Raw genomic sequence first — 13,607 nt, forward strand, 5'->3', positions numbered from 1 at the left:
CCCGCACCCCGGGCCCTCTCCGTACCCCGTGTCCTCTCCGCCCCCCGGGCCCTCTCCGCACCCTTGGCCGTCTCCGTACCCGCAGAGGTCTGTACCTCTCCCGGGTCACCGGCCTACCGTCAGTACCCCCGACCGTCCCGCTGGGAGGCGGAATGACTGGCAGCGCGGACGCGGGCGGCCTGGCCGCGCTCGGAGTGCCCGCCGATGACGAGCTCCTCTACCGGACCCTGCTCAACCGCCCCTGTGCCACCGCCGCCGAACTCGCCCGGGCCACCGGCTGGGACCCGGCCCGGGTGCGGCGCCGGATCCGGGCCCTGGAGGAGCGCGGCATGCTCACCCGCACCGGGGGCCGCCCGGCGCGCTTCGCCCCGGCGCCGCCCGAGCCGGCGATCGAGGCGCTCGCCCTGCGCCGGCGCGAGGAGATCGAACGGGCCAGGCTGGCGGCGGCCTCGCTGACCGAGGAGTTCCGGTGGGCGCGGCGGAACGGGACGGCGTTCCAGGTGCTCGGCGGTCCGGCGGCGATTGCCCAGCGGTTCGCCCAGATCCAGGACGCCGCCCGGGACGAGCTGCTGATTCTCGACCGGCCGCCGCAGGCGGTGCGGGGCGGGCTGCGGCAGCGCGGGGTCCGGCACCGCGCGATCTACGACCACCGTTCGCTGCGGACGCCCGAACAGCTCGCGCACTCACGGGAGTCGGCCCGGCTCGGCGAGGAGAGCCGGATCCTGGACGAGGTGCCGCTGCGGCTCGCGATCGCCGACCGCCGGATCGCGCTGGTGCCGCTGGGGCGGCCCGCCGAGGCCGCCGAACCCCCCGCCGGTACGCCGCCGTCCGGCCGGCCCGGGGACGCGCTGGTGCTCTCCTCGTCCGCGCTGCTGGACGGGCTGGTCGCGCTCTACGAGCTGCTGTGGCAGCGCTCCGTACCGCTCTGGCCGCGCGGCGGCCGTACGGTCGCGGAGCTCTCGTACGAGGACGAGCAGCTGCTCGCCCTCTCCGCCTCCGGGCTGACCGACCGGGCCATCGCCCGCCGTCTCGGGGTGGCGCAGCGCACGGTGGAGCGCCGGATGCGCAGGATCATGGACCTGCTGGGCGCGCGCACCCGCTTCCAGGCGGGATTACAGGCCGCCCGCCGAGGGGTGATCGGGCCCCCGGAATGACTCCTCGGTCCCGTACCGGGCGAGGAACATCTCCACCCCGCTGACGATCAGCCGGTCGGTCAGATCGTCGTCGATGTCCGCGCCGTACTGCGCGAAGACGATGTGCGGGTGGATCAGGAGCGCGTAGAGCTGGAGGGTGGCGACCTCCAGATCCGGGATGGCCAGCCGTCCCGCGCCGGCCAGGTCGCGCAGCGCGCCGGCGACGGCCGGGTGGTGGCCGGTGGGGCTGTCGTGCCGCCAGCCGCGCCCCAGCTCCGGGAAGCGGTGCAGCTCGGCGGCGACGAGGGCGCGCAGGGCGGTGACCTCGTGATCGTCCCGCAGGGCGCGGACCCAGCCGCGCGCGGCGGCGATGAGGGCGGCCCGCAGATCGGCGGCGCCGGCGAGGTGGGCGAGGACGGCGGACGGCTCGCTCGCGAGGGGGTCCACCGGTTCGTCGAGCGCGCCCGCGACCACGGCGGTGAAGAGGGCTTCCTTGCTGCCGAAGTGGTTGTAGACGGTGACCTTGGAGACGCCCGCCTCGGCGGCGATGGCGTCCATGCCGACGCCGAACCCCTCGCGGAGGAAGAGGGTCCTGGCGGCGGTGACGATGGCCTGCCGCTTGCGGGCGGCACGGGGTCCGCTGGGCGGCTGCCTGTTCCCGGTTTCCGCGCTGGTCATGGAGCGAGCCTAGCCCACAACTGAACTGTACGGTTGAGTTCAACTGTACTGAACTGTACGGTTCAGTTCACTGGTTGTCCGCCCGTGAACGGAGTCACCCCGCATGCCGCACCCCCCTGCCCAGGACCACCCCCGCGAGGTGGCGGGCCATGGACTCCACCCGCCCGCCGACCCCCGCCGCTGGGCCGCCCTGGCCGTCATCTGTCTGGCGCAGTTCATGCTGGTCCTCGATGTCACCGTGGTGAATGTGGCACTGCCCGACATGGCGGCCGATCTGCGCCTGGACCGGACCGCGCTGACCTGGGTGGTCACCGCGTACACCCTCACCTTCGGCGGTCTGATGCTGCTCGGCGGACGGCTCGCCGACCTCCTCGGCGCCCGCCGCACCCTCCTCGCCGGCCTGCTGCTCTTCACCGCCGCGTCCCTGCTCACCGGCCTCGCGCAGAACGCCGGGACACTGATCGGCGGCCGGATCGCCCAGGGGGTGGGCGCGGCGCTGCTCTCCCCGGCCGCGCTCGCGATCGTCACCACCACCTTCCACGGCCCGGAACGCACCAGGGCGCTCGGCGTCTGGGCCGCGATCGGCGGCACCGGCTCCGCCGCCGGTGTCCTGCTCGGCGGAGCGCTGACCCAGGGACCCGGCTGGCAGTGGATCTTTCATCTGAACGTCCCGGTCGGGATCGCCGTCCTCGCCGCCGTCCCCGCCCTGGTCCCGGCCCGCGCGCCGCGCCCCGCCCGGCTCGACGTCCCCGGCGCGCTGCTGGTCACCGCCGCGACCGGCATCCTCATCCACGGTCTGGTCCGCGCGGGCGACGACGGCTGGTCCGACTCCCTCACCCTGCTCGCCCTGGCCGGCTCCCTCGCCCTGTACGCGGCCTTCGCGCTCACCGAACGCGCCACCCGGTCCCCGCTGATGGACCTGCGGATGTTCACCCGCCGCCCGGTGCTCGCCGGATCCTTTCTGATGCTGATCGCCACCGCCCTGCTGATCGGCTTCTTCTTCCTCGGATCCGTCCACCTCCAGCAGGTGCGCGGCTACTCCCCGCTCGGGACCGGTCTGGTCTTCCTCCCGGCGGCCGTCGCCGTCGCCCTCGGCGCGCATCTCGCCTCCCGCCTGGTGGGCCGTGCGGGCAGCAGGGCCTGCGCGGCCGGCGGCCTGGCCCTGGCGGCGGCCGGCACGGTGCCGCTCGCCCTCCAGACGGCCGGTTCGAGCGTGTACGGGGTCTTCCTGCCCGGACTCGTCACCGCCTCGTTCGGCGTGGGCGCGGTCTTCGTCACCGCGACCACCACCGCACTGGCGATGATCGACCACCGGGAGGCGGGCCTCGCCTCCGGTGTCGTCAACACCTTCCACGAGGTCGGGGCTTCGGTGGGGGCCGCGGTGGTCTCCACCGTCGCGGCGACCGGGATCGCCGCGGGCGCCCTCGACGGCTTCACCGACGCGTACGCGCTGCTGGCGGTCGCGGCGACGGCCGGCGCGCTGGTCTCCCTCGCCCTGGTCCCGCGCGGCAAGCCGCGGCTCACCGGCGGCCCGCATGTCCACTGAACTGCTCCTGCGCGAGCTGTGCGTGGCGATGTTCGACGGGGTGGCCCGGGCGCCCCGCCTCCGCGAGAGCATGCGCGTCACCGGTCTGGGCCGCCACTTCGCCCTCCCGCCCGGGGAGGCCGGCCGGCTGGCCCGCGCGGCTCCGTCCGGGGTCGCCGCGTACCTGGAACAGGCGGAGGAGGAAGGGCACCCCGACTGGACCGCCGAAACGGACACCGCCTGGCGCCCCCTGCACCGTGCCCTCGCCCGGTGCGCGCCTCCCCTCGCCCACGCGGTGCTGGGCCCCCGGCTCCTCCCGGCCACCCCCGCCTATCTGGTCACCCTGCTCCCCGCCCCCCGAGTCCCCGCCGTGTCCGCCGCCCTGTCGGCCCTGAACCCGGCGGGGCTCCCCCCGGGCCCGGTGACCCCTTTCGCCCGGGAGCGGCTGGCGGAACTCACCGCCTTCTACGCCCGGGCGGCCCGCGCGGGGCGGGCGGTGCTGTTCTCGGTGGATCTGTGAGCGGCGCGCTCGGGGCTTCGCCGCCGCGACCGCCCGCCGGGCCGTCCACCCCGTCAGAGCGGCCCGGGGCCGGTGTCCGCGCCCGGACCGGCCGGTGAGCTCGGCAGCTCCGGGTCCACCGGGTATCCGATGGCCGCCGCCTCCCGGGCGGCCGAGGCGGGGGAAGCCGCCGGGTTCAGGGCGCGGACCGTGTCCCGGCCGAGCGGGCGCAGGGCGTACACCCGGCGCACCGCCGCCAGGCCGATCCGGGTCCCGCAGTGGTCCTCGGCGAAATCGTGGAACGCCTCCGCGGTCCCGTCGCACAGGAGCCGGAAGAGCCATCCGGCACCGTCGGGGTCCGGGTGGCCCTCCGGGAAGTCGATCGCTCCGGTCCGCCAGTGGTCGTCCTCCGCCGGGCGCCAGGCGCGGGCGGTCACGGTGGGGACGCCCTCGTCCGTGAAGGCCGGCTCCGCGACACAGTGCCGGAACTCCCCGGGAACGGAGTCGACCACCCCGGGCCAGGGGACGTCATGGGCGGACGGGCTCATCGGCGACTCGTGGTCGAAGCCGCGGATGTACTCCCCGGCCGGGGAGAAGACGATGTCGAACTCGTCCCCGGAACCATTCCGCATCGAGGCGGGTTCCCCGGTCCCGGACCAGGTCGCGCTGAAGGAGTGATGCCGCTCGCCGTCCGGGTTCAGCACCGCCTCCACCATGGCCGTGGACCGGCGGAGGCCGCGGAGCACCCCGATGCCGGGGAGGGACCGGGCGACATCATGAAGCGGTCATGCGGTCATCCAGCCGGTCGCCGCCGGCCCCCGGCCGGGCGGACCCGCGCCGCCCCTCCGCGGCGGACTGACGGCCGCACCCCTCCCGGGCCCGCCGGACGCCCGCGATCATCTCCGCGCGGATGCGTGCCGCCACCCGGGTGGATACCCCCGGGGGTAACTCTGTTACGGTGAAAAACATACCCCGGGGGGTAATAGCGGCACGAAAGGATCATCGGCAGTGTTCTTCGTCGACACCATCGAGATACCGGGGCTCGGCAACCGGAGCTATCTGGCGGGCGGCCCCCACACCGCCGTCGTCATCGACCCCGCCCGCGACATCGACCAGGTCATCGCCGCCGCCGCGCGGCGGGGTGTGCGGATCACCCATGTCGTCGAGACCCATGTCCACAACGACTATGTGACCGGCGGGCCGGAGCTCGCCCGGGTCACCGGGGCCGCCCATCTCGTACCGGCCGGGGCGAATGTCGCCTACCGGCGGGTGCCGGTCTCCGACGGGGACCGGACCGCGCTCGGGGACGGGCTGGCGCTGCGGGCCGTCGCCACCCCCGGGCACACACCGCATCACACCGCCTACGTACTCGAACGGGACGGGCGCGCCGTCGCCGCCTTCACCGGCGGATCGCTGCTGATCGGGACCGTCGGACGGCCCGATCTCGTCGAGCCCCGGCTGACCGAACAGCTCGCCCGGGCACAGCACGCCTCGGTGCGGCGGCTCGCCGCCGAGCTGCCCGCGGCCACCGCCGTACTGCCCACCCACGGATTCGGCAGCTTCTGCTCGGCCGGATCCGCGGCGGGCGAGGCCGGCACCATCGGGCAGGAGCGGCGGACCAATGACGCCCTGCTCAAGGACGCCGACACCTTCGTCGCCGAGCTGCTCGCCGGGCTCGGCGACATCCCCGCGCACTATGTCCACATGGGGCCGCTGAACGCCCGGGGCCCCGCACCCGTCGATCTGACGCCCCCGGCCGTCGCCGACGCGGACGAGATCGCCCGGCGGCTCGCCGAGGGGGAGTGGGTGGTCGATCTCCGCAGCCGGGTCGCCTTCGCCGCCGGACATGTCGCCGGCAGCCTCAACTTCGAGGCCGGCGCGCAGCTCGCCGGACAGCTCGCCTGGCTGATCCCCTGGGGCCGGCCGGTCACCCTGCTCGCCGCCTCACCCGAACAGCTCGCCGACGCCCAGCGGGAGCTGGTGCGGGTCGGGATCGACCGGCCCGCTGCCGCCGCCACCGGATCGCCCGAGGAGTGGGTGCGCGAAGGGGAACACCCGCGCTCCTTCGCGCGGGCGACCTTCGCGGAGCTCGCCCGGGCCGAGGGCGCGGTCGTGCTCGATGTGCGGCGGGACTCCGAGCGGGCGACGGGGCGGATCGCCGGATCCGCGCACATCCCGCTCCATCAGCTCCGCGACCGGCTCGGCGAGGTGCCGGCCGGGACGGTGTGGGTGCACTGCGCCGGCGGGGCGCGGGCCGCCATCGGCGCCTCGCTGCTGGACGCCGCCGGCCGGAAGGTCGTCGCGGTGGACGACGGGTTCGACGCCGCCCGCGCCGCCGGACTCGTCGCGGCGGAGCGCTGAGCCATGGCGTACGACCCGATCGGCACGGCTCCGCGCCGGTGCCATGACGGCGGCACGTTCCGGTGAGTGCGCTGGTACTCGCCCTGGCCGCCGGGGCCGTTGTCGGGCTGGCGCTCGGGGCGCTCGGCGGGGGCGGCGGGGTGCTCGCCGTACCCGCCCTGATCTATCTCCTCGGTGTGGAGCCGGCCGCCGCGGCGACCGCGAGTCTGATCATCGTGGTCGTCACCTCGGCCGCCGGGCTCCTCGCCCATGCCCGTGACGGCGGGGTCCGCTGGGGCACCGGCGCGCTGCTCGCCGCGGCCGGGCTGATCCCGGCCGCGCTCGGCGGGGCGGTCGCGGGGAGCCTGCCGCCGGCCCTGCTCACCGGCGCCTTCGGGATCGTCGCGGGGGCCGCGGCGGTGGCCGTGCTGCGGGCCGGGGATCCGGCGGAGCCCGGGCCGGTACGCGGCGGGCCCGCCGTCACCGCGGGCGCCGGGGCCGGGCTCGGGGCGGTGACCGGGGTGCTCGGGGTCGGCGGCGGATTCCTCGCCGTGCCCACCCTGCTGAAGGCCGTGGGCCTGCCGATGCGCACGGCCGTGGGCACCGCTCTGCTGGTGGTCACCCTCAACTCGCTGGCCGCGCTGACCACCCGTGCCGGAGCCGCCGCCGGGCTCGACTGGGCCGTCGTCGCGCCCTTCACGGGTGCTGCGATCCTGGGCGCGTGGGACGGAAAACGGCTCGCCGGGAGAGTGCGGAGCGCCACCCTGCGGCGGATCTTCGCGTATCTGCTGCTGGGGGTCGCCGCGCTGATGGTGCTGGACGGTGCGCTGTGACCGCGGCGGCAGGGGGTGTGGGGTGCGCGCCCCGCCCGGTGTCCGGGGCAGTGCTCGGGCCGGGACTCGGCCCAGCCCTCGGGTCAGTGCTCGGCCCCGGGCTCGGGCTCGGCCCCTGCCCCGGGCTCGGGCCGGGGCTCAGGCCAGGGAGAGGAACAGCTTCTCCAGCCGGGCCCGCATGCGCTCCGGGTCCTCGCCGCCCCGCCTGCTCCCGGACTCGATGTCGGTCAGGCACTGCTGAAGGCCGCTCGCGATGATCGCGAACCCGGCCCGGTCCAGCGCCCGTGAGGCGGCGGCCAGCTGCATGACGACCTCCTCGCAGTCCCGGCCCTCCTCCAGCATCCGGATCACCCCGGAGATCTGACCCTGCGCGCGGCGCAGCCGGTTCAGTACCGACTTCAGCTCGGCGGCTGCGAGATCCAGCTCCACAACGACTCCTTCATCCATACCCCCAGGGGTAATTTTACCGCCCTGGGGCGACTTCACGAGTACAGCCGGACACCAAGGATGGCATCAGCATGAATTCCGCCCCCGCTCTCGACTCCGACCATGCCGGACACCGCCTCGGCGAGCTCACGGTCATCGATGTGCGCACCCCCGGGGAGTACGCCTCCGGCCATCTCCCCGGCGCCCTCAACCTCCCCCTCGACCGGCTCGGCGCCGCCCTCCCGGAGCTGCGCGAGGCAGCCGCCCGGGGCGAGCTGCTGATGGTCTGCGCCTCCGGCGCGCGGTCCGCGAGCGCCTGCGGCCTGCTGGCCGGGCACGGGGTGGCCGCGCTCACCCTCACCGGCGGTACGCGTGCCTGGGCCGATGGCGGCCGGGAACTGCACCGTCCCGGCGGACCGGCCCGCGCCTCCTGGGCGATGGAACGCCAGGTCCGCTTCACCGCGGGTCTTCTCGTGCTCACCGGCGCCGCGCTGAGCCTGCTCCACCCGGCCTGGCTGCTGCTCTCCGCGGGAGTGGCGGGCGGACTGGTCCTCTCCGCCCTCACCGACACCTGCGGCATGGCCGCCGTCCTCGCCCGGCTGCCGCACAACCGGCCCCGCGCCGCCGACCTCGGCGCCACGCTGGAACGCCTCCGGCGGGGGTGAGCCGGTACGGGATCACGGAGCGGCCCGTACCCCCGGCATTCGCCGTTCGGGAGTACGGGCCGGATCCGGCACTATGCGGCGGAGTCGTCGAAACAGTCGTCCAGTACCGCGTCCAACTGCTCGGACCAGGAGGCGAGCTCGGTCTTGGACGCCGCTTCCACATCGTTCTGGAACCAGCGCCGGTCCGAGGTGTAGACGGTGACGCTGAACCGGCGGGTGAATCTGGGAGTGTCGATCTCCACCGCCTTGATCTCGTCCCAGCCGAACTCGGCCTCCTCGGTGTCGAGCCGGAAGACGATGCCGGCCGGACCGGCGGCGATGGAGCCGCGCCGGTCGGAGACCTCGAAGACCGGCTCGGCGTCGGGAGCCGGCTGCCCGGAACCGGAATCGGATTCCGCCTCCGGTTCCGGTACGGATTCCGCTTCCGCCGGGGCGGCGGAGTCCTCGGCGGCCGGCTCCGGATCCGGGGCGGCCGGGGGAGCGTCCTCCGGCGGCACGGCGTCCGTGATCCGGTCCGGCTCCGTCCCGGCGGGACGTGCGGGCATGAGCCCGGGGATGTACGCCGGGTCCACCCCGGCTGCGGGCGTGGGCGGGGTGCTGTGACCTATGCGCTGCTGTTCCACGGCGAAAGTATGGCCGACAAACCTGTGCCGACACCCCCGGGGTGGCCGGAGTCCGGCCGCCGTCGCACCGTTCGGCCGCCCGGGGCGCCGGGTTTCCGCCGGGCCGGAGCGGGTGAACGGACCGCCGCTCCGGCCGGTGCCCGCCGGCGCGCGGCGCCGGTCAGGCGCCGGTCAGGCGCCCGGCAGCGCCATCACCATCAGCGGATCCGTGGTCGGCCGCGAGGAGCCGCCCGCCGGTTCCAGGGTCAGACCGACGGCGGAGGCGTCGCCCACGGATCCGCTCATCAGAATCGCCCCGTCGCGCCCGACCAGTCCGGCCGGACGCATCGCGTCTCCCTTGGCGTACCAGAGCTGATACGTCTTCCCCGCGCCGGCGGCGGGCAGATCCTCGGCCACGAACACCGCGCGGTCACGCGACTTGGCCACGATCACCGTCGCCTTCGTACCGCCCGGGGTGCGGCCGGTCACCGTACGGGCGTCCGGCGCGGTCATCACCGAGGTGAGATCCGACAGCCGCTGAGCCGTCTGACGGGTGTCCCGGCGGGCGTCCTCGGCGCGCTGGTACTGCCACAGGGCCGTTCCGCCCAGCAGGGCGGTCACCGTCAGGCTCGCCGCCACCATGAAGGCGCGCCGCCTGAGCACGGCGGTCAGCGGGATCGCCGCCCGCTGGGCCGGAACCCTCGGCGGCAGCTGCCGCACGGTGTCGATCCGGGCCAGCACGGCGGCCTTGACCCGGTCCGGCGGGGGGCGCGAGACGGCACCCGCGAGCCGGGCCGCGGTCGCCGCGAACTCCCGGACCTCACGCGCGCAGTCGGCGCACTCCGCCAGATGCGCGGTGACGGCCTCGTGCTCCTCGCCGCTGAGCGCGTCGAGGGCGTAGGCGCCGGTGAGGGTGTGTGTTCCCTCGGTCTTCATGCGGTCACCCCCATGCAGTCGCGCAGCCGGATCAGTCCATCGCGCATTCGGGTCTTGACGGTGGGCAGCGGTGTGCCGAGGGTCTCGGCCACCTCGCGGTAGGACAGGCCCTGGTAGTACGCGAGAGTCACGGCCTGGCGCTGGATCTCGGTCAGCCCGCGCAGACAGCGCCGCACCTGCTCGCTCTCCAGCCGCGTCTCCACCTGCTCGCTCACCTCGTCGAAGGGCGGGGTCTGCGCGCGCACCGCGTCATTGTGCTCACGGACGGCGGCGGCCTGCGCCGAGCGGACCCGGTCCACCGCCCGCCGGTGGGCGAGGGTGGCGACCCAGGTCATGACGGAGCCCTGGGCGGGCCGGTAACGGGCGGCCTGGCGCCAGATCTCGATCATCACCTCCTGGGTCACCTCCTCGGACTGGGCCCGGTCGCGCAGCACCTTGAGGACGATGCCGAAGGCCGGTCCGGAGATCGCGTCGTACAGCTCGGAGAAGGCGTCCCGGTCACCGGTGGCCGCGCCGGCGACCAGGGCCGCGAGATCGGGCCGGGCCTCGCCCGGCCCGACGAGCCGCGCGATCGGCACCGCGGTGCCGTGTTCCGGCGCGGAATCCTCCCGGGCGGCTGCGGCCGAGTCCCCCTGGGGCCTGCTGTGACGCGTCCATCGCATGTAAACGGTCCTTCATGCGCCGCCGGGCGGTCCGGCCCGGCGGGGCCGACCGTCCGGACGCGCTTCGTCGGAAGTCTCTCACCGCATGGTTCGTAGCGGCGGGGCTGATGGATTGCTCCCTGTCCGCACTTCGGCACGGTATGCGGAGTTGGTCATTCCGAATCTTCGCCGGCCCGTGCATCCCGGGGCGCGGGACGCGTGTGGCGCGCGGGGCGCGATGCGTGCGGATGCGTGCGGATGCGCGGCGCGCGGGCGGCGCCGGCGGGTGCGGGCCCGCGTGCCGGCTCCGCACCGCCGCGTCAACCCTTTCCCCGCCCGTCACTTGATCGGATGAGCCACCCATCCATCCGCCCGGTGGTTCCGAATGGGCAGTGTGAGCACCTCTCGGAAGGCCCTGACCCGCGGCGCCCCGGCAGCCGTGAGCGGAGTGCTGTCCGGATACACCGCACTCGCCGTCGCCGAACTGGCCGCCTCCCTCCTCAGCCCGCGAACGGGGCCGGTGACCGCGGTGGGCGGGGCGGCGATCGACGCCACCCCGGCGGCGGTCAAGGACTGGGCGATCCGCAACTTCGGCACCAACGACAAGCTCGTCCTCCAGCTCGGCATCCTCGCCACCCTCGCCGTCCTCGCGGTTCTGCTCGGCTGTGCGGCCCTGCGGTGGCGCCGGGCGGGGGCGGCCGGAGTGCTCGGCTTCGGCGCGCTCGGCGCCGCGGCGGCGCTCACCAGGCCCGACTCCGCGGGCGCCCTGGACGCCCTGCCCTCGCTGGCGGGTGCGGTCGCGGGTGCCGTGGTGCTCTTTCTGCTGATCGGCCCGCTGCGGCAGGTGTCCCCGCCGGCCCCGCGAACCGGCGCCCCTCCCGTCCCGGGCGCCGCGCACCCGGCTCCCGGCGCAGCGGCTGTGCCGGGAGCCCGGGAAGCGCCGGACGCACCGGCGGTACGGGACCGGGCGGGCGCGCCGAGTCCGGCGAGCGCGGCGGACGTACCCGGTGCGCCCCGTCCGCGCCGCGCCCCGGAGCCGTCCCCGGCGAACGTCCCCGCCGCCACCCTGGACCCCGACAACGACCGGAACCGCGACGGTGACCTGAACCGCGCCCACGACGGTGACAGCGACGGCGCCCACGACCGCGCCCGCGACGACGACCGCGCCCGCGACGACGACCGTGACCGCGACGACGACCGCGACCCCGGCCGTGACAACGACCGCGCCCGCGACCGCGACGGGGAAGCCCCCGGCGACGGCGGCGGCCGGGCCGCCGAGCCCGCGCTGGTGCCCGTGGTCTCCGCCGCCTCCGCTCCCCGCCTCGGTCTCCGGGCCGCCATCCGTACGGGCCTCCGCCCCGACCTCCGCACCGGCGCACCCGGACCGCAGTGGAACCGGCGCGGCTTCGTCGCCGGCGCCGGAGCGGTGGCGCTGCTCTCGACCGGCGCGGGTGTGCTCGGCCGCGCGCTGACCGGCCGGCGCGGCCGGCGGGCCGCCGAATCGCGCGCGGCCGTACGGCTGCCCGCCCCCGCCTCCCCCGCTCCTGCCATTCCGCCCCGGGCCCGCCTCCGGGTCGCCGGTGTCACCGCCTTCACCACGCCCAACAACGACTTCTACCGGGTCGACACGGCCCTGGTGGTCCCCGAGATCGACGCGGACGGCTGGCGGCTGCGCCTGCACGGCAAGGGCGTCACCCGCCCCCGCACCTACACCTTCCGGGAGCTCCTGAACCGTCCGCTGATCGAGCGGGACATCACTCTCACCTGTGTCTCCAACGAGGTCGGCGGCCCCTACGCCGGCAGCGCCCGCTGGCTGGGGGTGCCGCTCGCCGAACTGCTCCGCGAGGCCGGGGTGGTCCCGCCCTCCCGGGGCGGCTCCGCCGACCAGCTGGTCGCCCGGTCGGTGGACGGCATGACGCTGGGCTCGCCGGTCGAGGAGGTCATGGACGGCCGGGACGCGATGCTCGCCATCGGGATGAACGGCGAACCCCTCCCCTTCGACCACGGCTTCCCGGTCCGGATGGTCGTCCCCGGCCTCTACGGCTATGTGTCGGCCTGCAAGTGGCTCAAGGAGCTCGAACTCACCACCTTCGACGCCTACGACCCCTACTGGGTCCGGCGGAAGTGGGCGCGCCGGGCTCCCATCAAGACCCAGGCCCGGATCGACACCCCCAAACCCTTCGCCCGCCCGGCGGCCGGTCCGGTGATGGTCGCCGGGGTCGCCTGGGCACAGCACCGGGGCATCCGGCGGGTGGAGCTCCGGGTCGACGACGGGCCCTGGCAGGAGGCCACGCTCGCCGAGGAGCACACCCCCGACACCTGGCGCCTCTGGTCCTTCGCCTGGGACGCCACCCCCGGCGGACACACCCTCACCGTCCGCGCCACGGACGCCACGGGCCGAGTCCAGACCGCGAGACGGGCCCGGACCGTGCCCGACGGCGCGAGCGGCCGGCACAGCGTCTTCGTGACCCCCGGCTGAGCCCGGGCCGGTCCCGCCGGCCCCCGGCTGAGCCAACGGCCCCCGCCGCCCGGCCCCGCCACCCCCATCCGCACCTTCTCTCCCTCAGACCTCCTTTCCCCTTGCCACAACAACCCTTACTGGAGAATCACCATGAACAACCTTCGCTTCCGCCGCACCGCCATCGCCGCCGTCGCGGCCGCCGTCCTGCCGTTCGCGCTGACCGCCTGCTCCGACTCCGGCTCCGAGGACTCCTCGAAGAAGTCGGACACGGCGGCCGAGTCGAGCGAGAGCGACAAGCAGCAGGACCCCGCCCCGGAGGCCGACGACACCACGGACATGGCCAAGCCCTTCGGCGGCGCCTGTGCCTCTGTCCCGGCGGACGGGGCCGGCAGCTTCGACGGCATGGCCAAGGACCCGGTCGCCACCGCGGCCTCCAACAACCCGGCCCTGTCGACCCTGGTCACGGCCGTCAAGAAGGCCGGACTGGTGGACACCCTCAACAACGCCGAGGGCATCACCGTCTTCGCCCCGACCAACGACGCCTTCGCCAAGATCCCGAAGGCCGACCTGGACAAGGTGCTGGCGGACAAGGCCACCCTCACCAAGATCCTGACCTACCACGTGGTCGGCGGGCAGCTCACCCCGCAGCAGCTGGAGAACGGCACCTTCGACACCCTCCAGAAGGGCAAGGTCACCACCACCGGCTCCGGTGAGGCGTACCAGGTGAACGGCGTCTCCAAGGTGGTCTGCGGCAATGTGCAGACCGCCAACGCCACGGTCTACATCGTCGACACCGTCCTGATGCCCAAGTAGTCCCGCACGGCGGGGAGCCGAGCGCGCCGGCCGGTCCGGTCACCCGAGGGGTGAC

At 75.0% G+C, this 13,607-nt stretch carries 14 protein-coding genes; 8 read left to right on the plus strand and 6 right to left on the minus strand.

The annotated features are described in order from the left end of the window. The first annotated feature begins 152 nt into the window (after positions 1–152). A complete protein-coding gene (locus tag AAFN69_RS03505; RefSeq protein ID WP_347726710.1) occupies positions 153–1,154 on the plus strand; it encodes a winged helix-turn-helix transcriptional regulator in 1,002 nt (333 codons plus the stop codon). Here AAFN69_RS03505 and AAFN69_RS03510 read toward each other — a convergent pair. Next, a complete protein-coding gene (locus AAFN69_RS03510) occupies positions 1,113–1,811 on the minus strand; it encodes a TetR/AcrR family transcriptional regulator (RefSeq protein WP_347726711.1) in 699 nt (232 codons plus the stop codon). The two genes, AAFN69_RS03505 and AAFN69_RS03510, sit on opposite strands and share 42 nt — an antisense overlap. 103 nt (positions 1,812–1,914) lie before the next feature. On the opposite strand from AAFN69_RS03510, the gene AAFN69_RS03515 reads away from it, so the two are divergent. Then, the gene (locus AAFN69_RS03515) at positions 1,915–3,357 is read left to right on the plus strand and encodes an MFS transporter (RefSeq protein ID WP_347726712.1); all 1,443 of its coding nucleotides are present in this window, start codon (positions 1,915–1,917) and stop codon (positions 3,355–3,357) included. Continuing rightward, a complete protein-coding gene (locus tag AAFN69_RS03520) occupies positions 3,347–3,856 on the plus strand; it encodes a DUF1877 family protein (RefSeq protein ID WP_347726713.1) in 510 nt (169 codons plus the stop codon). Before AAFN69_RS03515 ends, AAFN69_RS03520 begins: the two co-directional genes overlap by 11 nt. Positions 3,857–3,909: 53 nt before the next feature. Here AAFN69_RS03520 and AAFN69_RS03525 read toward each other — a convergent pair whose 3' ends face one another. Beyond that, complete coding sequence (locus tag AAFN69_RS03525) at positions 3,910–4,539, minus strand: hypothetical protein (protein WP_347726714.1); 630 nt, start codon at positions 4,537–4,539, stop codon at positions 3,910–3,912. 304 nt (positions 4,540–4,843) lie between these two features. Here AAFN69_RS03525 and AAFN69_RS03530 point away from each other — a divergent pair, with 304 nt between their 5' ends. Continuing rightward, positions 4,844–6,196, plus strand: a complete 1,353-nt coding sequence (locus tag AAFN69_RS03530; RefSeq protein ID WP_347726715.1) for an MBL fold metallo-hydrolase — start codon at positions 4,844–4,846, stop codon at positions 6,194–6,196. A gap of 62 nt (positions 6,197–6,258) precedes the next feature. After that, a complete protein-coding gene (locus AAFN69_RS03535; RefSeq protein ID WP_347726716.1) occupies positions 6,259–7,008 on the plus strand; it encodes a sulfite exporter TauE/SafE family protein in 750 nt (249 codons plus the stop codon). Positions 7,009–7,146: 138 nt separating this feature from the next. On the opposite strand, the gene AAFN69_RS03540 is transcribed toward AAFN69_RS03535, so the two are convergent. Next, positions 7,147–7,437 (minus strand): metal-sensitive transcriptional regulator, encoded by a 291-nt coding sequence (locus AAFN69_RS03540; RefSeq protein WP_347726793.1) that lies wholly within the window; start codon positions 7,435–7,437, stop codon positions 7,147–7,149. 89 nt (positions 7,438–7,526) lie between these two features. Between AAFN69_RS03540 and AAFN69_RS03545 the strand changes: the two genes are divergently transcribed. Beyond that, positions 7,527–8,099, plus strand: coding sequence for a rhodanese-like domain-containing protein (locus AAFN69_RS03545; RefSeq protein WP_347726717.1), 573 nt, complete (start codon positions 7,527–7,529; stop codon positions 8,097–8,099). Between the two features lie 71 nt (positions 8,100–8,170). On the opposite strand, the gene AAFN69_RS03550 is transcribed toward AAFN69_RS03545, so the two are convergent. The 3 genes from AAFN69_RS03550 to sigK form a co-directional block, all read right to left on the minus strand. Beyond that, complete coding sequence (locus AAFN69_RS03550) at positions 8,171–8,722, minus strand: hypothetical protein (RefSeq protein WP_347726718.1); 552 nt, start codon at positions 8,720–8,722, stop codon at positions 8,171–8,173. A 171-nt stretch (positions 8,723–8,893) separates the two neighbouring features. Beyond that, positions 8,894–9,637 carry an anti-sigma factor gene (locus tag AAFN69_RS03555; RefSeq protein WP_347726719.1) on the minus strand — a complete coding sequence of 248 codons (744 nt, stop codon included), beginning with the start codon at positions 9,635–9,637 and terminating at the stop codon, positions 8,894–8,896. Further along, positions 9,634–10,299 (minus strand): ECF RNA polymerase sigma factor SigK, encoded by a 666-nt coding sequence (sigK, locus tag AAFN69_RS03560; RefSeq protein WP_347726720.1) that lies wholly within the window; start codon positions 10,297–10,299, stop codon positions 9,634–9,636. Before sigK ends, AAFN69_RS03555 begins: the two co-directional genes overlap by 4 nt. Positions 10,300–10,663: 364 nt before the next feature. Between sigK and AAFN69_RS03565 the strand changes: the two genes are divergently transcribed. Continuing rightward, the gene (locus AAFN69_RS03565) at positions 10,664–12,757 is read left to right on the plus strand and encodes a molybdopterin-dependent oxidoreductase (protein WP_347726721.1); all 2,094 of its coding nucleotides are present in this window, start codon (positions 10,664–10,666) and stop codon (positions 12,755–12,757) included. Positions 12,758–12,889: 132 nt separating this feature from the next. Then, entirely contained in the window at positions 12,890–13,552 is a 663-nt protein-coding gene (locus AAFN69_RS03570; protein ID WP_347726722.1) for a fasciclin domain-containing protein, read from the plus strand. Positions 13,553–13,607 lie beyond the last annotated feature (55 nt).

It is taken from the genome of Streptomyces sp. CAU 1734 (assembly GCF_039888735.1).
Lineage (GTDB): Bacteria > Actinomycetota > Actinomycetes > Streptomycetales > Streptomycetaceae > Streptomyces.

Bases quoted from the DNA above. Each gene is read 5' to 3' on its own strand.
- AAFN69_RS03565 (WP_347726721.1), top strand. From the start codon at position 10,664: ATGGGCAGTGTGAGCACCTCTCGGAAGGCCCTGACCCGCGGCGCCCCG.
- AAFN69_RS03505 (WP_347726710.1), top strand. From the start codon at position 153: ATGACTGGCAGCGCGGACGCGGGCGGCCTGGCCGCGCTCGGAGTGCCC.
- AAFN69_RS03545 (WP_347726717.1), top strand. From the start codon at position 7,527: ATGAATTCCGCCCCCGCTCTCGACTCCGACCATGCCGGACACCGCCTC.
- AAFN69_RS03520 (WP_347726713.1), top strand. From the start codon at position 3,347: ATGTCCACTGAACTGCTCCTGCGCGAGCTGTGCGTGGCGATGTTCGAC.
- AAFN69_RS03510 (WP_347726711.1), bottom strand. From the start codon at position 1,811: ATGACCAGCGCGGAAACCGGGAACAGGCAGCCGCCCAGCGGACCCCGT.
- AAFN69_RS03570 (WP_347726722.1), top strand. From the start codon at position 12,890: ATGAACAACCTTCGCTTCCGCCGCACCGCCATCGCCGCCGTCGCGGCC.
- sigK (WP_347726720.1), bottom strand. From the start codon at position 10,299: ATGCGATGGACGCGTCACAGCAGGCCCCAGGGGGACTCGGCCGCAGCC.
- AAFN69_RS03515 (WP_347726712.1), top strand. From the start codon at position 1,915: ATGCCGCACCCCCCTGCCCAGGACCACCCCCGCGAGGTGGCGGGCCAT.
- AAFN69_RS03555 (WP_347726719.1), bottom strand. From the start codon at position 9,637: ATGAAGACCGAGGGAACACACACCCTCACCGGCGCCTACGCCCTCGAC.